Source organism: Streptomyces cinnabarinus (assembly GCF_027270315.1).
In the GTDB taxonomy this organism is placed as follows: Bacteria; Actinomycetota; Actinomycetes; order Streptomycetales; family Streptomycetaceae; genus Streptomyces; species Streptomyces cinnabarinus.
On record NZ_CP114413.1, the window covers coordinates 2927328 to 2947517 of the forward strand.

A 20190-nucleotide genomic window follows, 5' to 3' on the forward strand; every position below is an offset into this window, starting at 1 on the left:
GGCCCTTCCTTTTGCAGGAGCCGCTGCATGGAACTGAACAGACGCACGCTCATCGCCGGGGCGGCAGCCGCCGGTGTCACCGCCGCCATGAGCGGCACCGCACATGCCACAGGGGGCCACAGGCCGGTGAAGTCGCTCTTCGGCAAGCTCGCCGACGGCACCAAGATCTACAGCTGGTCGCTGGAGAACGGCGGCACCCGGCTGAAGGTCCTCTCCTACGGCGGAATCGTCCAGTCCCTGGAGATCCCCGACCGGCGCGGCCGCTACACGAACGTCTCGCTGGGCTTCGACACCATCGAGGACTACGTCTCCTCCAGCCCCTACTTCGGCGCCCTGATCGGCCGGTACGGCAACCGCATCGGCAAGGGTCGGTTCACGCTCGACGGCAAGGCCTACCAGCTCTCCGTCAACGACGGCGCGAACAGCCTGCACGGCGGGTCCAAGGGCTTCGACAAGGTCGTCTGGGACATCGAGCCGTTCACCAAGGGCTCCGACGTCGGCCTGTACCTCTACTACACCTCCGTCGACGGCGAGATGGGCTACCCCGGCACGCTGCGCACGAAGGTCACGTACACCCTGACCCGCTCCGGCGACTGGCGCGTGGACTACGAGGCCACCACCGACAAGGCCACCGTCGTCAACCTCACCAGCCACGTCTACTGGAACCTGGCCGGCGAGTCCAGCGGCACGATCTACGACCACGAGCTGTCCATAGCCGCCTCCCGCTACACACCGGTCGACTCGGGGCTGATCCCCACGGGCGAACTGGCCAAGGTCGTCGGCACGCCCTTCGACTTCCGCCGCACCAAGACCGTCGGCGAGGACATCCGCGTCGCCCACCAGCAACTGCTCTACGGCAAGGGCATCGACCACAACTGGGTCCTGGACAAGGGGATCACGTCCCGTCCTGAGTGGGCGGCGACCCTGCGCGACCCCTCCTCCGGCCGCACCCTGAAGATCGCCACGACCGAGCCGGGCCTGCAGTTCTACTCGGGTAACTTCCTCGACGGAACCCTGGTCGGCACCGGCGGTTCGATCTACCGCCAGGGCGACGCGCTCTGCCTGGAGACGCAGCACTTCCCGGACTCGCCGAACCAGCCGTCGTTCCCGTCCACAACGCTGCGACCTGGGCAGACGTACCGGACGACGACGGTGCACTCGTTCAGCGCGTGACCCTGAGTCATAGCATCTTCACAACGTCCCAACATTTTCACAGGGGTTGAACAGCGCCTCACAGGCATCCGTATCTAAGGGCGGCCCGTGCTCCCCCGCACGGGCCACCCAGACCCGGAGGTTGCCTTGGCTGAGAACGTCACCTCGCTGTTCCGCAGCACGGCGGCGCACAGCCCTTCGATGGCCGCGCTGACCCGCGAAGGCGGTGACGGGGTAGGGCCGATCGACTTCTGCATCCCCTGCAACCCGTACTTCCCCACGCCCGCCATGTTCGACGACATGGCGGGCCGGTTGCGCGACATCATCACGTACTACCCCAGCAGCGCCGACACCATCACGGCCGAGCTGTGCAACCTCCTCCAACTCCCCCCGCAGGCCGTCGCGATGGGCAACGGCTCGACCGAGCTGATCACCTGGATCGACCACCTGCTGGTCCGTGAATCCCTCGCCATCCCCGTCCCCACCTTCGGCCGCTGGACCGACCAGCCCATGGAGACCGGCAAGCGGGTCGACATGTTCCCGCTCCAGGAGTCCAGCGGCTTCGCCCTCGACCTCGCGCAGTACGCCGAGTTCATCCGGGCCCGCGGCACCCGTGCCGCCGTGATCTGCAACCCCAACAACCCCGACGGCGGGTTCCTGCACCGGCACGCCATCGTGCAGTTCATGGACGCCATGGCCGATCTCGACCTGGTCGTCATCGACGAGTCGTTCCTGGAGTTCGCCGACGCGGAGGCGGAGCCGTCGGTGGTGCAGGAGGCGATGCTGCGGCCCAACGTCATCGTGCTGCGCAGCCTTGGCAAGAACTTCGGCCTGCACGGCATACGGTTCGGCTATCTCGTCGCCAACCCCTCGCTCGCGGGGCGCGTCCGCTCGATGCTCCCCAAGTGGAACCTCAACGCCTTCGCCGAGCATGTGGTGTTCATGCTCAAGAACCATGGGGCGGAGTACATGGAGAGCCTGCATCAGGTACGCCGGGACCGGCTCGACATGGCCCAGCAGCTTGCCGCGCTGCCCGGGCTCACGGTGTATCCGTCCCAGGGCAACTTCCTCTTCGTGCGCCTGCCCGTGGGCGCCGAGGGCACTGTGGTCCGTGACCGGCTGCTCACCGAGCATCGGATCCTGGTGCGTGAATGCGGCAACAAGATCGGTTCGTCCAGCCGCTTCCTGAGGCTCGTAGTGCGCCCCCAGGTCGACGTGCGTCGCCTGGTGTCCGGCCTGGAACAGGTGCTCTACGGGACCAGGAGGGGAGCGGCCGCCGTGCCCGAGCTGGCTACAGGGACCAGCTACAGCTCGGGTACGGCGGCCGTGGATCGGCTGGTCGGGTCGACCAATGGGGCGGGCGTTCCCATGGCGATGCCTGTTGCCGCGCCTATGCCCGCGGCGGCTGTAGCGGCTCCCGCTCCGGCGCCTGCGCCCATGCCTGCTCCGGCACCCATACCCGCGCCCATGCCCATGCCCATGCCCGCGCCCGTGCCCGCGGCGGCGTTCGGGCCTACGCCGCCCGGTGTTCCGGCCCGAGGGGGGCTTACGGCGGCGCAGGTCCGGGGGACGACGGGGCCGGGGTTGGCACCGGCGCCGGCCACGGGGTGGCCCAACGCGGGGGCTTGGCCCAACGCGGCCGGCATGGGGTGACCTGGCGGTACTCGTCTACGCCGGGTTCAGGCGCCACTGTTGGCAGGTGTTGTTCAGCCAGCTCCACTGGCGCACGTCCGTTCCGTCCGCCGTGCCGCAGTTCGTCACGTCCGCCACCTTGCCCGTCGCCTGGTTGACGATGCGGACGTAGCTGTCGGTCGTGGTGATGAAGCGGAAGCGCTGGCAGGTGTTGTTGAGCCAGGACCACTGGCGCAGGTCCGCGCCGTCGGCCGATGAGCAGTCGGCGGTGTCCAGGACCTTGCCGGTGGCCACGTTCACCAAGCGGTGGGTGTCGTCGCCCAGGTCCTCAAGGCGCCACTTCTGGTTGTTGCCGCCGTTGCAGGTCCACTGCTGGACATTGGCACCGTCCGCCGTCGAACTGCCGGCCACATCGAGGCACTTGCCGCTGCTGCGGTTCGTGACGGTGTATGTCGTGGAGGTCGCGGACGGTTCGCCGGACGGGCCCGCCAGGCTGCCGCCCAGGGCCACCGGAGTGCCCAGGTTCGGGGAGCCGTCCGAGTTCCAGGTGAACTTCTGGGCCCTGGTCGTGCGGCCGTTGTCGCAGCCCTCGGAGGCGGAGTCGTTGGCGTGGTAGACGATCCAGCTCTCCGTGCCGTCGGGTGAGGTGAAGAAGCCGTTGTGGCCGGGGCCGTAGACGCCCGCGGAGTCGTTGCGCTGGAAGACGGGGGTGGACTTCTTCGTCCAGGACGAGGACGCCAGAGGGTCCGAGCCGGTGAGTTTGAGCTGGCCGAGTTTGTAGTCGGGGGTCCAGCAGCCGCTCGCCGAGTAGATCAGGTAGGTCTGGCCGTTCCGTTGGAGGATCTCCGGTCCCTCGTTGACCGTGCCGCCCGAGCGTTCCCAGTCGTACGTCGGTGTCGAGATGGTGGAGAAGCCCGTGGCCAGGGTGTACGGGTTGGACATCCGGGCCGCGACCAGGTTCTGGGTGCCGCCGCTGGCGCTGCCGAACAGGTAGAGCCGGCCGTTGATCGTGCCGACCGTCGGGTCCAGCATCCAGGACGAGTTGAGCTGGCTGCGGTAGGTGTACGGGCCCATCGGGTCGGAGCCCGCGCTCTCCAGGACATGGGTGCGCTGGGTCGGGATGTAGTCGGAGACGCTCTGCCCGGCGACGTAGTACAGATACCAGCGGCCGTTGAGGTAGTGCAGCTCCGGCGCCCAGATGTTGCAGCAGCGGGAGGCCGCGTCGCCCTGCCAGACCTGCACGCTGGGCGCGGTGGCGAGACCGGCGAGCGTGGGGGCCTTGCGGAGGGTGATGCGGTCGGTCCAACTGGTCGTCACCAGGTAGTAGTTGCCGTTGTGGTACGAGATCCAGGGGTCGGCGCCCTTGACCGACTTCACGGGGTTGCTGAACGAGGCGGCACTGGCGGGGGTCTGCCCCAGGGCGAGCAGGAAGGCCAGCGCGGCCAGCAGGGTCAGTAGGCGACGGGCCATCCGCTGCTCCAGTTCAGGAGGTTGATACCGAGCTTGGGCGTGCCGTTGTCCTGGCCGTCGTAGTAGTGGTAGACGATCAGGTCGCCGTCGACGTCGTTCATGATCGACTGCCCGCCGGGGCCGATGTAGCGGCCGTGCGACTCCAGTACGGGCGTCCCGCCGTTGTTCATCATCGAGACGCCGTTCTTGTCGTAGTACGGCCCGGTGACGCTGGTGGCGCGGCCGACCTTGACCTTGTACGTCGAGCTGGTGCCAGCACAGCAGGTGTCGTACGAGGCGAAGAGGTAGTAGTAGCCGTTGCGCTTGACGATGTAGGGCGCCTCCACCGCCTTGGTGCCGGTCGGGCGGGAGGCGAGGGAGTAGCGGGTGGTGTTGGAGGAGAGCTGCTTACCGGTGGACGGGTTGATCTGGATCATCTTGATCCCGGTCCACCAACTGCCGAAGGACAGCCACCACTTGCCGTCGCTGTCGACGAAGAGGTTCGGGTCGATGGCGTTGTAGTCGCTGGACGAGCTGGAGGTGTAGACGGTCCCGTAGTCCGTCCAGCTGCCGGGGAGGCCCGTGCTCGAACCCGCGAGCCCGATGGCCGAGGTGTTGGAGCCGAACTTCGAGACGGAGTAGTACATCAGGTACTTGCCGCCCTGGTACGAGATGTCCGGCGCCCACGCCTCGGGTACGGAGGAGTACGTCGACCACCAGCCCGGGCGGGACGAGAAGGCGTCGGCGCCCGCACTGAAGGCGATGCGGTTGCCGGAGGTCTTGCTGGCCATGCCGCCGCCGGTGGCGTAGAGCAGGTACTGGCCGGAGGGGGTGCGGATCATCGTCGGGTCGTGGACGACGGTGGAGCCGGTGACGGTGCCGGGGTTGGGGTAGGCCGACGCGCTGGACGGGATCAGGGCCAGCAGGAGGGCTGCGGGGAGGGTGAGGAGAGCGGTTCTGGTGCGGCTCACATGAACGCTCCTGTTCTGTATATCGAACGTCGATCGTCACTTCGGACGGGACCGTAGAATCGAACCCCTTGCGCGTCAATGGTCCGCGCAGCAACAAGCCGCCGATCCCGCCCCGGCCGCATTCACAGGAACCCTGACCTGCAGGGAACTTGACGAAGTGTCACTTTGCTGAGCCAACAGCTCATCGACAGCCGGGCTCCCTACGGTGCCGTGTTCATGACAGACACTTCGATCGGACGGCGTACCGTCCTCATCGCCACGGGTGCCACCGCCGCCACGCTCGCCGTGACCGCGGGCGCCGCGCCCGAGTCCCCCGCCGCCTCCCCCGCGCACGCCGAGCCGGTCGCCGCGGCGGCCGTGTGCACGCTCACGAAGGAGATGACCGAAGGCCCCTACTACCTCGACGGACAGCTCGTCCGCTCCGACATCGCCGAGGACAAGACCGGCATCCCGCTGAAGCTCGCGCTCACCGTCGTCGACGACGACACCTGCGTGCCGATCAGCAACGCCCTGGTGGAGCTGTGGCACGCCGACGCGCTCGGCGAGTACTCCGGATTCGTCGGCAACAACGGCCACGACGAGCCCGACAACGGCACCTTCCTGCGCGGCGGGGCACTGACCGACTCCAGCGGCGTCGCCAACGTCACCTCGGTCTACCCCGGCTGGTACCGCGGGCGCTGCATCCACATCCACGTCAAGGTGCACACGAACGTCACGCTCACCTCGGACGGCTCGTTCACCGGCGGCCAGGAACTCCACACCGGCCAGCTCTTCTTCGCCGAGTCGATCACCACCCGGGTCGCCGCGCTCCCGCCGTACTCGACGAACACGGTCCCGCGCACGACCCTCGCCCAGGACTCCATCTACGACGAGGGCGGCGCCGCGTCCGGCCTCCTGACCCTGACGGCGCTGGGCAGTTCCCCCTCCGCCGGATACGCCGGCCGCCTCACCCTCGGCGTCGAGCGGAGCTGAGCCCTCAACGGCACGGACACGGAGAGGCCGGGAGCCGCCGAGCTGACGCGGCCCCCGGCCTCACACTGGCGCTAGGACTTCGCCGGGCACTCCTTCCACGCGATGTGGTAGATCGTGCTGATGTCACCGTCGGTCGAGTCCATCGTCATGAAGCTGACCTTGTCCGGCGAGGAGGAGCCGGCGTTGACCCGAAGCTCGGTGTTGATGTTGAAGTTGCGCTGAACTCCGCAGGGCGCCCAGACGAGTTGGGCCCAGTCGGTGCTGTCGGTGGCCTGCCAGTTGTCGTTGAGGGGGCCACTGAAGGGGTGGTTGCGGTACGCCGTCTGCGGTGAGCCCTGGAAGTAGTACGAGGCTCTCTGCATGGCGCTGGCGCCGGACTGGAGCGAGGCGAACCCTCTGTAGTCCGCGCTGGCGATGGCGTACGTGAAGCCCTGCGGGACGTGCACGACCAGGTTGAGCTGGCAGTTCTTGCGGAAGGCGGTCGGGTCGGAGTTGCCGCCGACCTGGGCGAGGTATTCGCTGTAGGTCACGGTGAAGGCGGTGTTGTCCTCGGACACGGCGACGGCGGTCGTGCCCTGGGGGCAGCCGGAGCCGTTCACCGTGGCGACCTTGATGATGATCTTGTCCGGGGGCGGGTCGTCGAACGGGTCCGCCTCCGCGGGCATTGCGGTGGCAAGCAGAGCGGCGAGCGCGGCGCCGCTCAGCAGAAGTCCACGCGCCATGGCTTCTCCTTGGGTTGGGGGGTGGCTATGCCTCCGACCCTTGGTTCACCTTTGAAGAATTGGTGATGTTTCTGTGAAGGCGGGAGGCGTTCCGCATCGTAGGGAGCCTGGCTTGACATGGGCAGGTCGAACTCCGGCCATTCACAGGGCCCCCAAGGGCACACGCCGGAACGTGATCGTCTCGTAGGCAGTCCTGTCGCCCGTCTCGTACAGGACCCCCACCCCCTCGCCATCGACCTGCACGAGGTCCGAGTACCCGGCCTTGCGAGGGGACAAGGTCAGCGCCTTACGGAAGGTCCGCCCCTCGTCCGCACTGCTCCACAGGGCCATGGCGGCACGGTCGTCCGGCACGGAGGGCCCGGAGAACAACAACTCCCCACCCTCTCCACCCACTTGCAGCACACTGCCCTCGACCAGGGGAACGTCGTTCAGCGAAGGCTGCTCCACATAGCCCCGCCCCTCCAGACTCGCGCCCCCGTCAACGGAGTAGGCGTCGAGGCGATGGCCCGGGCTGGAACCCTTCTGACTCCGTGCGCTGAAATACAGCCGCCCGTCGGGCAGTTGGGCAGCGGTCGACTCATTGGCGTTGTGGACCCCGTCATAGGAATCCTCGACAAACCCGAGCCGCCAGGACCGCCCCCCGTCGTCGCTGTACATCGCATGCGCCCCGTAGTACTTGGGCTCCTGCCCGCTGTCCGCCGACCCCACCGGCGGCGAGGAGGAGTGATTGGCCGGAACGACCAACCGCCCCGCATGCTCCCCCCGAATCAACGCAACGGCATGCCCCGGCCCCGTGGCATACCAACGCCAGTCCTCCTTCTTCAGCATCGACGTGATCTCGCGCGGGGCGGAGAACGAACGCCCGTCATCCTCACTCACCTGTACGAAGACCCGCCGACCAGCCCCACCCGTGGCTTCACCGCGCAGAATCCCCGCCTCGGTGACACCACCGCTGTGGTACGAGGTGACCAGCACGACGTTCCCGGTCCGAGGATCAACAACGGGCGCCGGATTCCCCCGAGTGCTCCCCTCCCCCTCCGCGACAACTTGCAGCCGCCCCCACGTACACCCGCCGTCTCTCGACCGCCTGACCACGACATCAATGTCCCCGTGATCCGCCTTCCCCCCAACCCGCCCTTCAGCAAAGGCAAGCAGGTCCCCACCCCGAGTCCGCACAGCGGCAGGTATCCGGTAACTCCCATAACCCCCCCGCCCCCGAGACATACGGCACCGAAGAGACACACCCTCCCCCCGACCCGGCATCCGCACTGTCGGCCCGCTCCGCCCAGGGTCGGACGAAGACCACCAGCACGGCGATCCCCATCACGACAGCGATGAGCCCCGACACACGACGGCGCGCCGAACCGGCGATCGGAGACGTCACGACCCCTCAGCCCTCCCCCGGACTCTTCCATCGACGAAACGATCAAGCTATCTCCGGCCGAAGGCATGGAGTGAGAAACGCAGGGGAACTCAAGGTGAACGAACCCTCGATGGCGGTCCGTGACCCCAAAGGTCTGGCTGACCCCCTCCAGCGTGGGGGCGGACGGGCGGGATCCCGGTGCGTCGGTGCGCCCGGCGACCGTATGCTTGTTCTGGGGTCAATCTCCCGTGCCAGCTGGGGAGTTGGACCCTCTCACGATGCAGTGCGGCCCGACCCGGCAGGGGGCGAAGGAAGGGCATGGACGTCTGTCTCAGACTGCCCGACGATTCCGACGGTGGCGAAGTCAAGCAGCTGTACGACTGGTTGCTTGCGGAGCGTGCGGTCGACCTCGATGCGGAGATCTCCCTCCGCGGTGACCCCCCGAGCGAGTCCCTCCTCGGTGACGACTTCGATGTCATGGGTGATGTCCTCGACATCGTGCAGCTCGTCGTCGAGTCGAGCTTCCAGCTCGCCTCGCTCGGGTTCATCATCCTTGAGTTCCGGCGGGCCCGGCGGCCCCGGTCGCATGTCGTCGTCGAGCGGGGCGGGCGTCGGGCCACCCTGCGGCCCGACGCGAGCCCCGATGAGGTCGAGGAGTTTCTGCGCGAGCTCGATGCCATGAACGAACCGCCGGACGACGAACCACCCGGAGGCGGCACGCCGTGAGCGAGGCGCTGCCGGATCCCGGCGCCTCCGCCGCCGTACTGATCGGTGTCGCCGCGTACAGGAGCATGCCGAAGCTGCCCACGGTGGCGCGCAATCTCACCCGGGTGAAGGAGGCGCTCACCGACCGGGCGGTCTGGGGACTGCCGCCGGACAGGTGTGTGGTCGTACTCGACCCGAAGTCCTCCGACGAACTGATCGACCCGGTCGTCCAGGCGGCCAGGTCCGCTCGGGACACCCTCATCGTCTACTACGCGGGGCACGGCTTCGTCGATCCGCTCGGCGCCCTGCGGCTCACCATGATCGGGTCGATGGAGGAACTCCCGCACAAGGCCGTGCTGTACAGCGAGTTGCGCGAGGCCTTACGTCGGCACAACCGCGCCCGGCGCCGGGTCATCATCCTGGACTGCTGCTACAGCGGACGCGCCCTCGGCGACATGGACGCCCAGACGCGTACCCCGCTGCGAACCGTCGCGGACGTCGAGGGCATGGCGGGGAGTTATCTGCTGACCTCCGCCGCCTCCAATGTGCGGGCGCTGGCACCCCGGGGTGAGGAGTGCACCGCGTTCACCGGTGAGTTCGTGCGGGTGCTGCGGGAGGGGATACCGGGGCGGGACGGGCAGCGGACGCCGCCCTTCCTGACCCTGGACGCCATCTACCGCGAGGTCCGCGGCTCCCTGCACCACCACGGCAGACCCACCCCCCGCCAGCAGGACAACAACCAGGTCGGCCGGCTCCCCTTCGTCCGCAACCTCGCCCACCCGCTCCCGCCCGACCGGTTCCTGCCCCCCGCACCCCGGCCGCCATGGCAACGCCGTACCGCCTTCGCGCTCGCCGCGCTCGCTCCGGTCGCCGTGCTCGCCGCCGACAGCGGCATCCTCCCCTCCGACGTCTGCTCGCCGCGCGCCTCCCTGATCGGCTTCTCCGACCGGCTGGACAAGGTCACCTTCCAGGGCCGCCGCCTCGCCGGGCTCTCCTCGCTCGCCGTCACCGCCGAGAACCCCACCGGCGCCACCGCCCTCTCGCTGGCCGACAACTCCTCACCGGCACTCTTCCGGCTGGCCCTGGGCGCGCCGGGGAAGCCTCCCGAGCCCGAGATCACCGGGCTGACGGGGCTCGTGCGCAGCGACGGACGGCCGTACGGCGAGCAGGGCTTCGACGGGGAGGCCATCGCCGTGGAGGAGGGCGGCCGGACCGTCCTCGTGGCCTCCGAGTACCGGCCCTCCATCGGCCGCTACAGCCTGGCCACCGGGAAGTTGCTGGACGAACTGCCGGTCCCGGAAGCCTTCCGCGCCGACATACCCGCCGGGGACGCCCAGCGCGGCGCGATCTTCGAGTCCCTCGCCCTCTCCCCCGACGGCAAGCGGCTCTACGTCGGCCTGGAGGACCCCCTCGGCCGTGACGGGACCTGGCGCGGCGGCAACCGCATCCGCGTCCTGCGCTACACCGGCGAGCCCGGCGGCGCCTACCGCGTGGACGGCCAGATCGCCTACGAGACCGACTCCGGACTGCGTCTCGCCGAACTGGCCCCGGTCGGCGACGGCCGCTTCCTGGCGCTGGAGCGCGGCTACACCGAGGGCCAGGGCAACAGCATCCGCGTCTACGAGGTGTCGCTGACCGGGCTGCCGGACGTCAGCGAGGTGCGGTCGCTGGAAAAGACGACCGCCTCCGCGTTCGTCGTCAAGCGGGAGCTGGTTGACCTCGGTGACTGTCCGCCCTCCGGCGCCCGCGCCGAGCAGCCCCAGGTCAATCCGCTGCTGGACAACGCCGAGGGGATGGCGCTGGGCCGCCCGCTGGCCGAAGAGCCGCACCGGGGGCGGCGGGTGCTGTACCTGGTCACCGACGACAACGACAACCCCGAGCAGATCACCCGCCTTTACACGCTGGCGGTCGACGTCTCCTGAGGCACGTCGGCGGGGTCCTCAAGGGCGCGCTCGGCCCGGTAGGCGCGGATCGACCAGGCCAGGGCTCCGGCCCAGACCGCGTACAGCAGGACGTACACGGGCGTGGACAGGGCGGCCGGGGCGGCGATCCAGTCGCTCCTCAGGAGGGTGCGGACGTTGGTGACGATGATGACGCCGCCGACCGCCGAGCCGAGGACCCTCGGCGGGACCAGGCGGACCAGCCAGGCCGCGATCGGGGCGGCGATCAGCCCGCCGATCAGGAAGGCCAGCACCCAGACGAAGTCGATGCCCTGCGAGCCGAGGGACAGCAGGAAGCCCAGGCTGGCGGCCACGGCCACCAGGAACTCGCTGGTGTCGATCGAGCCGATCACCTTGCGCGGCTCCATCCGTCCGCTGGCCAGCAGCGCGGGCGTGCCGACCGGCCCCCAGCCGCCCCCGCCGGTCGCGTCCAGGAACCCGGCGACCAGGCCGAGCGGCGACAGGAACCGTTTGCGCAGCGGCTTGCCGAGCTGTCCCTCGGGCAGTCCGCGGAAGGTGAAGCGGGACATGACGTAGAGGCCGAGGCCCAGCAGGATCACGGACATCAGCGGTGCGGCGACCCCGGTCGACAGCCGGGACAGCACGGTCGCGCCGAGGAAGGAGCCGACCGCGCCCGGCACGCCGATCTTGGCTACGACCTTCCAGTCCACGTTCCCGAACCGCCAGTGCGCGGCGCCCGACATCAGGGTGGTGCCGATCTCGGCGAGATGGACGGTGGCCGAGGCGGCGGCCGGGTTGGTGCCCATGGCCAGCAGCAGTGTGGTGGAGGTGACGCCGTAGGCCATGCCGAGGCTGCCGTCCACCAGCTGGGCGCCCAGGCCCGCGAGGGCGAGCAGTATCAGCGTGCGCATGGGTCGGTCCCGTCCTGTCGCTCGAATTCCTACCGGGTGAGTAGGAATGGACGGGACGGGACGCTAAGCGATCAAACTGAGTGCGAGCTGAGAGAGACCCTGGAGGCCCTATGGGTTCTCCCACGCCGCCGGTTCCGCCGCCAGCGACTGCACGGTCTTCGGCAGCTTGTCCGCCGCGATGTCCGCGAGGGTCACGCCCTCCAGGATCCGGCGGACATTGGCCCGCAGCGCGATCCACAGCGGCAGCAGCGGCTCGGCGGACCCGGCGTAGGACAGGCCGGTCGGCCGGACCCCGCGCACCGAGACGATGGGTCCGTCGACGGCCCGGATCACATCGGCGACCGTGATCTCCGACGCGTCCCGGGCCAGCCGGTACCCGCCGTTGCCGCCGCGCCGGCTGTCGACCAGACCGGCGCGGCGGAGGTCGCCCAGGATGCCCTCCAGAAACTTGTGCGGAATGTCCTGCACGGTGGCGATGGCCTCCGCCTTCACCGGGCCGTCGTCGTGGCGTACGGCGAGCTCCAGCGCAGCCCGTACCGCGTAGTCCGCCCGTGCCGAGATCCTCATACGCCCATTGTCACCCCAGCCGGAACACGTTCCAGGACAGAGGCTCCAGTACGGCGGTCAGACGGCCGTCCGTCAGCTCCGTGCCCGCACCGTCGTGCGGGGTGACCCGCTCGGGTTCGGCGAGGGTGTTGCGGGCGTCGGGGTCGGCGTCGGCGAGCGCGCTGTGCTCGATGACTCGGGTCAAGTCCAGTCCGTTCAGGGCGACTTCGAGCGGCAGCGGTTGCGTGCGGCTACGGTTCACCGCGAACACCGTGACCGTGCCGTCCTCGGCGCGTACGGCAGTGGCGTGCAGGAGGTCCGCCTCGCCGTACTTCTTCGTCTCGTACGTCGGCGAGTCCACCCGTACGTCCAGGACCTGGCCCTGGCCGTACCGCGCCGCCTGCGCGAACGGGAAGAACGTGGTCTGCCGCCAGGCCGGGCCGCCGGGCTCGGTCATGATCGGCGCGATGACGTTCACCAGCTGTGCGAGACAGGCCACCGTGACGCGGTCCGCGTGCCGGAGCAGGGCGATGAGGAGTGAGCCGAAGACGACCGCGTCGGTGACGGAGTAGTTGTCCTCCAGCAGTGGCGGGGCCTCGGGCCAGTCGTCCTGCTCGAACGTCGTCGCCTGCTCCTGCCAGCGGGAGAGGTACCAGACGTTCCACTCGTCGAAGGAGAGGTTGATCCGCTTCTTGGACTTCAGCCGGGCGCCGATGTGGTCGCAGGTCGCCACCACGTTCTCGATGAACGACTCCATGTCCACGGCGGAGGCTAGGAAGGAGTCGATGTCTCCGTCGACGGGCTCGTAGTACGCGTGCAGGGAGATGTAGTCGACCAGGTCGTACGTCTCCTTCAGGACCGTCGCCTCCCACTCGGCGAAGGTCTCCATGGACTGGCCGGAGCTGCCGCACGCGACGAGTTCGACGGTGGGGTCAAGCTGGCGCATGGCGCGGGCCGTCTCCGCGGCGATACGGCCGTACTCCTCGGCTGTCTTGTGGCCGGTCTGCCAGGGGCCGTCCATCTCGTTGCCCAGGCACCAGAGTCTGATGCCGAAGGGGTCCTTGTCGCCGTGGCTCCGGCGTCGGTCGGAGAGTTCCGTGCCGGAGGGGTGGTTGGCGTATTCCTGGAGTTCGAGGGCTTCGGCCACGCCTCTTGTGCCGAGGTTCACGGCCATCATGGGTTCGGCCTGGGGGCCGATCTTCTTGAGGAAGCCGATGTACTCGGAGAGCCCGAAGCGATTGGTCTCGGTGGAGTGCCACGCGAGGTCGAGGCGGCGGGGGCGGTCTTCGGCGGGGCCTACCGAGTCCTCCCACTTGTAGCCCGAGACGAAGTTGCCTCCGGGGTAGCGGATGGCTGTCACGCCGAGTTCCTTGACGAGGTCCAGGACGTCCTGGCGGATTCCGGACTCGTCCGCGGTGGGGTGGTCCGGTTCGAAGATGCCTGTGTATACGCAGCGGCCCAGGTGTTCCACGAAGCTGCCGAAGAGGCGGGGGTTTACCTCGCCGATCGTGAAAGCGGGGTCCAGGGTGAAGCGGGCGGTACGCATGGTTTCCTTTCGTGTGCGGGCCGGTGGGGGCTTGTCGCGCCCACGCGGCGGAGCCGCAAATCGATACAGCCCCGCGCCCCTAAAGGACGATTGGCCAGCCGTTTGCTTGCCAGCTCAGCTTGTTCAAGCCCAGCTTGGGTGTGCCGCTGTCCTCTGCGTCGTAGTAGTGGTACGCCAGCCAGTCCTCCCCCTTGTCCTGGAACACCGACTGGCCGCCCGTGCCGATGAAGCGGCCGTGGCCCTCCAGGACCAGGTCGCCGCCGCCCTCCAGCAGGGGCTTGCCCTCGCTGTCGACGTACGGGCCCTTGATGTCCGTCGAGCGGCCCGCCTTGATCTTGTAGGTGGAGTTCACTCCGGAGCAGCAGGCGTCGTAGGAGGCGAAGAGGTAGTAGTAGCGGCCGTGTTTGACGATGTACGGGCCCTCCACCGCGTAGGGGAGGTCCGGGCGGGTGGCCAGGTGGTGGACCGGGGCTCCGGGCACCGCCTTGCCGGTCCTCTCGTTCAGTTCGACCATGCGGATGCCCGTCCAGTACGAGCCGAAGGACATCCACAGCTTGCCGTCCGCCTTGATCAGGGCGGGGTCGATGGCGTTCCAGTGGTCGGTGGTCTCGGAGGTGAAGACCTTGCCGTGGTCGGTCCAGGTGCCGGGGAGGCCGGAACGGGAGGTGGCGACGCCTATCGCGGAGTGGTTCGTGCCCCAGGACGAGACGGCGTAGTAGAGCCAGTACTTGCCCGCTCGGTACGAGATGTCCGGGGCCCAGGGGTCGCCCGTGTTGTTGTACTCGTACCACCAACTCGGCGGCTCCGCGAAGGCGTTGCCCGCGTCGTCCCACTGCTTGCCGTCCTTCGAGAGGCGGGCACCGATGATGCCGCCGGTCGAATAGGCCGCGTAGCCACCGGACTTGAGATGGATGACCGTCGGGTCGTGGATGATCTGTTGGCCTGTGATGGGGCGTGGGACGGGGTAAGACGACGCTGCCTGGGCCGTGTGGGGCAGCAAGGCCATCAGCGCTGCCGTCGTCACGGCCGTGAGGGTTCTGCGCAGGGTCACTGTCCCGCCAATCCCGTGTGGGCGACGCCCGCCACGATCTGCCGCTGGAAGAAGACGAAGACGACGATGAGGGGCAGGCCCGCCATCAGGCCGCCGGCCATGAGCTGGGCCCACTGGATGCCGTAGGAGTTCATGACCGTTGCTATGCCGTTCGGCATGGTCATCAAGTCCGGGTTGTTCGTGACCATGTAGGGCCAGAGGAAGTTGTTCCAGCTCGCGATGAAGGTGAAGATGCCTACCGCCGCCAGCGAAGGGCGGGCCAGCGGGACGACGATCGTGAAGAAGACCCTCCAGCGGCCCGCGCCGTCTATGAACGCCGCCTCCTCCAGCTCCCTCGGGATGCCCTGGAAGAACTTGTAGAGGATGTAGACCATCGCGGCCGGCGCGCACTGCGGGAGGATCATGCCCCAGTACGTGTCGACCATCCCCATCTGCTGGACCGTGGTGAAGAGGGGGACGCCGAGGACGGCCGGGGAGATCATCAAGCCGGTCATCACGATGCCCAGCAGGACGCTCTTGCCGCGGAACTCGGTGCGGGCGAAGCCGTATCCGGCGAGGGCGCTGACCACCAGCACGATCGTGGTGACGCAGACCGACACCACCAGGGAGTTCACGAACCAGTTGGTGATGTTGCCGGTCTCGAAGAGGGCCTTCCACGCCTGGCCCGTCCAGACCTCCGGCAGCCAGTGCGGCGGGATCTCGGCGGCCTCGGCCTCGGACTTGAACGAGGTGAGCAGGGCCGCGGCGATGGGGGCCATGAAGACGGCGGAGACGGCTACGCCGAGGACGGTGAGTGCTATCTGGCTGGGCGGCCAGGTGCTGCGGGGCCTGTTCCGGATGTGCGTGCCGCTGCTCATCGGGTGGTCTCCTCACGGGTGCGCAGCAGCCACATCCGCGCCAGGGCGACGACTGCGATGATCACGAAGAAGATGATGGACATCGCGGAGGCGTAGCCCACGCGGTAGCTGGTGAAGCCCTGTTCGAGGGTGTACTGGACGAAGGAGCGGGTGGCGAGCTCCGGTCCGGGGCCGAAGTCCATCATCACGACGGCCTGGTCGAAGAGTTGCAGCGAGGCGAGGATCTGGAGCGCGATCACCAGGCCGGTGATGTTGCGCAGCATCGGCAGGGTGATGTGGACGATGCGGTGCCAGGCGTTGGCGCCGTCCAGCTTGGCGGCCTCGTAGAGGTGGGCGGGGATGCCCTGGAGGGCGGCGAGGTAGAGCAGGAAGCTGAAGCCGACCGTCCACCACAGGGTGGCGATGACGATGGCGAGCATCGCGTACGACTTGTCCGTGAGCCAGGGGGTGTCGAGGCCGAAGGTCTCGTTGAACAGGCCGATGCCCTGGGTGAACAGCCACTGCCACATGTTGGCGGCGACCGTGGAGGGCAGGAGGAAGGGGGCGAAGAAGCACAGCCGCCAGAGCCATTTGCCGTGCTCGATGTGGTGGGCCAGCATCGCCAGGAGGAAGGCGAGGACGGTGATGCAGGGGACTACCAGGAGCGTGAAGTACGCGCTGTGGCCGAGCGCGTCCCACATCGCCGTGTCGTCCAGCGCCTCGCGGTAGTTGTCGAGGCCGACGAAGCCGGTGCCGTCGCCGGAGATGTTGGCGTCCGTGAAGCTGAGGTAGAGGCCGCGCAGCAGGGGCCAGATCACGAAGAGGACGAAAAGCGCCAGGAACGGGGCGATGAACCAGCCCCCGTGCTGGAAGCCCTGGTTGCGGCGGACGGTCGCGGTGGCCGTGGCGGTCCTGGTCCGGGCCGGTGCTGCGACGGTCTCGGCACTGGTGGTCATGCGGCGGCACCTCCCTCGGCGGCAGTTCTGCCGTCCATCGGGTTCTTGGCGGCGAGGAGCGCGGTGAGCCGGGACTTCATCCGCTGCGCGACGGCCGCGGGCTGGGCGGAGCCCATCGTCGAGGAGACGACGACCGGGCCGAGGTCCTGGGCGAGCACACCCGTGGAGCCCGCGAACCACACCTTCGGCTCGGTGGCCTGGTGGTCCATGGCGCTGACGTACTCGTTCTGCGGCACGAGCTCCTGGTACTCGGGGGTGGACAGGGTCGGGGTGTAGGCGGGGATGTGGCCGCCGCCGGCCCAGGCCTGGGCGTTCTGCACGATGTAGGCGGCGAGCCGGTGGGCGCCGTCGTCGGCGGCGCCGCCGCGGTCGGCCTGGTGGGGCAGGACGAAGGCGTGCGACTCGGCGTGGGTGGCCTGCTCGCCGAAGACGGGCGGCAGCGGGGTGGCGCCGTAGTCGAGTTTCGCGCCGGAGAAGACCGGCACCGACCAGTTGCCCTCCCAGGTGAAGGGGGCGCCGTTGATGAACTGCTCGCCGGTGGGCGCGCCGGGGATGGTGTAGCCGTCGGTGACGTGCTGCCGGAGGAACTCCAGGACCTGGGTGGCCTTGTCGGGGTCGAAGGTGACCTCGGTGTTGGCGTCGTTGAACCAGGTGCCGCCGAGCTGGGTGTAGAAGGCGACGAAGAACCACCACTGGAAGTTCTGGTCGTTGGTCCACAGGCCGATGGTCTGCAGGCCCTTCTTGGTGGCCTTCTTGGCTTCCTTCAGTACGTCGAACCACTCGGTGGTGGAGGTGACGGGGGTGAGTCTGCCGTCGTCGCCGATCAGGCCCGCGGGCTTGAGGATGTCCCTGCGGTAGAAGCAGAGCTGGACGTGGATGTCGAGGGGCAGGGCGTAGAGCTTGCCGTCGATGACTCCGCGTTTCCACAGGGCGGGGTTGAAGTCGGCCTCCCGTACGCCGTACTTGGCGAGCAGCTCGACGTCCCAGGGGTCGAGGAGGCGGCCGGGTGAGAAGCCGGTGACCCGGCCCATGTGCATCACGCCGAGGTCGGGCGCGCGGTTGCCCGCGGCCGCCATGGCGAGCTTGGTGTAGAAGGGGTTGCCCCACTGGAGGGTGGAGTCCTTGACGTCGATGGCGGGGTTCGCCTCGCGGAAGGCGTCCAGCATCGCGATCATGTTGTAGCCGTCGCCGCCACTGAAGAGGTTCCAGTAGCGCACCCGGGTGTCGGCGCCGGAGGCGAGTGCGTCGGCCCCGGTCCCGAGCGCCGCGAAGCCGAAGCTTCCGGCGACCGTCAACCCGGCTATTCCGGCCAGTAGTTGCCTGCGACTCAGGCCAGGTCGTCCCATGCCCTGCCCTATCTGTTCGAGATATCGAATATCGCTCGTAACTTCGAACGGGACCGTAAAGTCGAAGCGCTTGCGCGTCAATGGCTTGCGCAGGATTTTCAAGGGCCTTTCAGGCCGCGGACGTTCACGAACGGTCGTCCCCGTTTGAACAACGGCCGCCGGACCGCATGACGCGGGCAGTTCCGTCCGCGTAGTCTCGAACGGCCTGCCGTACGGCACCGGGACGGCGGTGACACAAAGGGGGATGGATGGATATCGCGGGCGCGCGCAGGAGGGCGGCCCGGATCGCGGCAGCGCTGCGGCGGCGCCCACGCGGCGGCCCCACGATGCGCGGACTCGCGGCCGAACTCGCCACCACCCTCGACGCGAGCGGCCGCCGCCCGGCCGATGTGCGCGAGCTGTGCGCCGCCCTGTGCGCGGCGATGAGCGTGCGCCGCGGTGGGCGCCCCGTCGAGCTGCGCTTCGAGCGGTTCCCCGATGAGATCGAAGTGACCGGACTGTGGGTGGAGTTCCAGGACTTCGATCTGGTGATCGTCGAGGAGCGGGCCGAGGCGATGCAGCAACTGGTCATCCTGGGCCATGAGTTGTGGCATCTGCACGCCGGGCACCGGCACCCCCACCTGGCCGGTGCCGCGGCCGTGGACGCCCTGGCCGAGCGGCCCGACTGGCAGGACGTCGCGCTCGGCGTCGCCGCCCGCAACGGCTCCCGGGAGCGCGACGAGGCCGACGCCGACGACTTCGGCCACCGGCTCGCGGCGACCTTCCGGCCGTATCTGACGGACTCCGCCGAGCCCCCGGCACCGCTCGACCCGCTCCAGCGCTCCCTCGGCTACCGCGGACGAGGGGGGTCCACGCGATGACGTACGCCCCGGAGCCGATGACGTACGCCCTGGAGCCCATGACGTACGCCCTGGATCCCTCCGCTCTGCTGAGCGACTTCTACATCTCCTTCTGGATCCCCACCGCGGTGCTCGCCGCCGCCCTGGCGATCAAGCTGCCGTCCATCATCCGGCTCTGGCGCGACCCGCTGCTGCGCGCGGTCGGCGGACTGCTGCTGCTCGCCTGCGCGGTGTTCGTCTTCTGCACGCCCTCGACCATCGCCCAGGTGAACCGGCTGGCCGGAGTGCCCAACATCTCGGCGCCCTGGTGCTATTCGCTGCTGACCGCGTTCTGCGGCTCCTGTCTGCTGCTGATCATCGCCTGGCGCAACGGTCTGTCCGACCGCAGCGCCGCCACCCGCCGCGCGATGCGCTGGCTGATCTCCGTCTACAGCGGGGTGATCATCGCCCTGTGGGTGCTGTTCGGCCTCGCCGACGCGCCCGTGGAACGGCTGCGGGACCTGGACACCTACTACGCCAACACCCCGTTCATGCGCGAGGAGATCGTCCTCTACCTCCTCGCGCACACCGTCGCGGTGCTCATCACCTCACGGCTGATCTGGAACTGGGTGCGCACCGACGGGCTCGACGCCTGGCTGCGCTGGGGGCTGAAGCTGCTCGGCGCCGGCTACGTGGTGAACCTGGTCTTCGACGGCGCCAAGATCACCGCGGTGGTGGCCCGGTGGACCGGCAACGACCTGGACTGGCTCTCCACCGACCTGGCCCCGCCGGTCGCCGCCGTCTCCGCCATCCTGATCGCGGTCGGCTTCATCCTCCCGCACGCCGGACAGTTCCTGCACGACCGCTGGCGGGTCCGCCTCGCCCACCGCGAACTGCGGCCGCTGTACCAGCTGATGCGCACGGTCAGCGGCAACCGCCTCCCCTTCGTGCTGCGCGCCACGCCCGAACTGCGCCTGATCCGGCGGGAGACGTTCATCCGCGACATCCTGCTCCCGCTCGCCCGTCACCTCGACGAGACCACCCGCGCCCGCGCCTACGACCGGGCTCTCTCGCTCGGCTTCAACCCCGACCGGGCCCGGGCGCTGGCCGCCGCGGTGGCGATCCAGGACGCCGTGGAGATCAAGCGGCGGGCACCGGAGAGCGAGGGCACCGGCGACCCGGACACCACCGAACTCCTGCGTGAGATCGGCGCGGTGTCCCGGGCGCTGCGCCGTCCGGAGTTGCTGGAGGCGGTGCGGGGCGGAGCTCCGGAGCCGACGTCCATGGCGTCGACGTCCCGCTAGTTCCGTGCT

Annotated in this window: 17 protein-coding genes and 1 pseudogene; 7 read left to right on the forward strand and 11 right to left on the reverse strand. The window is 68.8% G+C overall.

The features are described 5' to 3' along the window. The first annotated feature begins 27 nt into the window (after positions 1-27). Both STRCI_RS13280 and STRCI_RS13285 read left to right on the forward strand, forming a co-directional pair. Positions 28-1173: an aldose epimerase family protein gene (locus STRCI_RS13280; RefSeq protein ID WP_269659131.1), complete on the forward strand. Its 1146-nt coding sequence runs from the start codon at positions 28-30 to the stop codon at positions 1171-1173. Positions 1174-1299: 126 nt separating this feature from the next. Next, positions 1300-2805, forward strand: a complete 1506-nt coding sequence (locus STRCI_RS13285) for a pyridoxal phosphate-dependent aminotransferase (protein WP_269659132.1) — start codon at positions 1300-1302, stop codon at positions 2803-2805. A gap of 15 nt (positions 2806-2820) precedes the next feature. On the opposite strand, the gene STRCI_RS13290 is transcribed toward STRCI_RS13285, so the two are convergent. Beyond that, positions 2821-4254, reverse strand: a complete 1434-nt coding sequence (locus tag STRCI_RS13290) for a family 43 glycosylhydrolase (protein ID WP_269659133.1) — start codon at positions 4252-4254, stop codon at positions 2821-2823. Then, complete coding sequence (locus STRCI_RS13295) at positions 4236-5204, reverse strand: arabinan endo-1,5-alpha-L-arabinosidase (protein WP_269659134.1); 969 nt, start codon at positions 5202-5204, stop codon at positions 4236-4238. The genes STRCI_RS13290 and STRCI_RS13295 overlap by 19 nt, the downstream gene beginning before the upstream one ends. A gap of 216 nt (positions 5205-5420) precedes the next feature. On the opposite strand from STRCI_RS13295, the gene STRCI_RS13300 reads away from it, so the two are divergent. Further along, positions 5421-6176 (forward strand): intradiol ring-cleavage dioxygenase, encoded by a 756-nt coding sequence (locus STRCI_RS13300; RefSeq protein WP_269659135.1) that lies wholly within the window; start codon positions 5421-5423, stop codon positions 6174-6176. A 71-nt stretch (positions 6177-6247) separates the two neighbouring features. On the opposite strand, the gene STRCI_RS13305 is transcribed toward STRCI_RS13300, so the two are convergent. Both STRCI_RS13305 and STRCI_RS13310 read right to left on the reverse strand, forming a co-directional pair. Next, on the reverse strand, positions 6248-6898 hold the full coding sequence (locus STRCI_RS13305; RefSeq protein WP_269659136.1) for a DUF4360 domain-containing protein: 651 nt from the start codon (positions 6896-6898) through the stop codon (positions 6248-6250). Between the two features lie 141 nt (positions 6899-7039). Then, positions 7040-8222: pseudogene (locus tag STRCI_RS13310) on the reverse strand (sialidase family protein). A gap of 357 nt (positions 8223-8579) precedes the next feature. On the opposite strand from STRCI_RS13310, the gene STRCI_RS13315 reads away from it, so the two are divergent. Together STRCI_RS13315 and STRCI_RS13320 are read left to right on the forward strand one after the other, a co-directional pair. Continuing rightward, positions 8580-8987 carry an effector-associated constant component EACC1 gene (locus STRCI_RS13315; protein WP_269659137.1) on the forward strand — a complete coding sequence of 136 codons (408 nt, stop codon included), beginning with the start codon at positions 8580-8582 and terminating at the stop codon, positions 8985-8987. Then, the gene (locus STRCI_RS13320) at positions 8984-10888 is read left to right on the forward strand and encodes a caspase, EACC1-associated type (protein ID WP_269659138.1); all 1905 of its coding nucleotides are present in this window, start codon (positions 8984-8986) and stop codon (positions 10886-10888) included. Before STRCI_RS13315 ends, STRCI_RS13320 begins: the two co-directional genes overlap by 4 nt. On the opposite strand, the gene STRCI_RS13325 is transcribed toward STRCI_RS13320, so the two are convergent. The 7 genes from STRCI_RS13325 to STRCI_RS13355 form a co-directional block, all read right to left on the reverse strand. Then, positions 10861-11778: a sulfite exporter TauE/SafE family protein gene (locus tag STRCI_RS13325; protein ID WP_269659139.1), complete on the reverse strand. Its 918-nt coding sequence runs from the start codon at positions 11776-11778 to the stop codon at positions 10861-10863. The two genes, STRCI_RS13320 and STRCI_RS13325, sit on opposite strands and share 28 nt — an antisense overlap. 108 nt (positions 11779-11886) lie before the next feature. After that, positions 11887-12345 carry an RrF2 family transcriptional regulator gene (locus STRCI_RS13330; RefSeq protein ID WP_015660643.1) on the reverse strand — a complete coding sequence of 153 codons (459 nt, stop codon included), beginning with the start codon at positions 12343-12345 and terminating at the stop codon, positions 11887-11889. 10 nt (positions 12346-12355) lie between these two features. Continuing rightward, complete coding sequence (gene arfA, locus STRCI_RS13335; protein ID WP_269659140.1) at positions 12356-13870, reverse strand: arabinosylfuranosidase ArfA; 1515 nt, start codon at positions 13868-13870, stop codon at positions 12356-12358. Between the two features lie 79 nt (positions 13871-13949). Next, a complete protein-coding gene (locus tag STRCI_RS13340; RefSeq protein WP_269664541.1) occupies positions 13950-14876 on the reverse strand; it encodes an arabinan endo-1,5-alpha-L-arabinosidase in 927 nt (308 codons plus the stop codon). A 41-nt stretch (positions 14877-14917) separates the two neighbouring features. Beyond that, positions 14918-15778: a carbohydrate ABC transporter permease gene (locus STRCI_RS13345; protein WP_269659141.1), complete on the reverse strand. Its 861-nt coding sequence runs from the start codon at positions 15776-15778 to the stop codon at positions 14918-14920. Further along, on the reverse strand, positions 15775-16713 hold the full coding sequence (locus STRCI_RS13350) for a carbohydrate ABC transporter permease (protein WP_269659142.1): 939 nt from the start codon (positions 16711-16713) through the stop codon (positions 15775-15777). The genes STRCI_RS13345 and STRCI_RS13350 overlap by 4 nt, the downstream gene beginning before the upstream one ends. Continuing rightward, positions 16710-18059, reverse strand: coding sequence for an extracellular solute-binding protein (locus tag STRCI_RS13355; protein WP_269659143.1), 1350 nt, complete (start codon positions 18057-18059; stop codon positions 16710-16712). Before STRCI_RS13355 ends, STRCI_RS13350 begins: the two co-directional genes overlap by 4 nt. A gap of 248 nt (positions 18060-18307) precedes the next feature. On the opposite strand from STRCI_RS13355, the gene STRCI_RS13360 reads away from it, so the two are divergent. Together STRCI_RS13360 and STRCI_RS13365 are read left to right on the forward strand one after the other, a co-directional pair. Next, the gene (locus STRCI_RS13360; RefSeq protein ID WP_269659144.1) at positions 18308-18919 is read left to right on the forward strand and encodes a toxin-antitoxin system, toxin component family protein; all 612 of its coding nucleotides are present in this window, start codon (positions 18308-18310) and stop codon (positions 18917-18919) included. Between the two features lie 38 nt (positions 18920-18957). Further along, on the forward strand, positions 18958-20181 hold the full coding sequence (locus tag STRCI_RS13365) for an MAB_1171c family putative transporter (RefSeq protein ID WP_269664542.1): 1224 nt from the start codon (positions 18958-18960) through the stop codon (positions 20179-20181). The last annotated feature ends 9 nt before the right edge of the window (positions 20182-20190 follow it).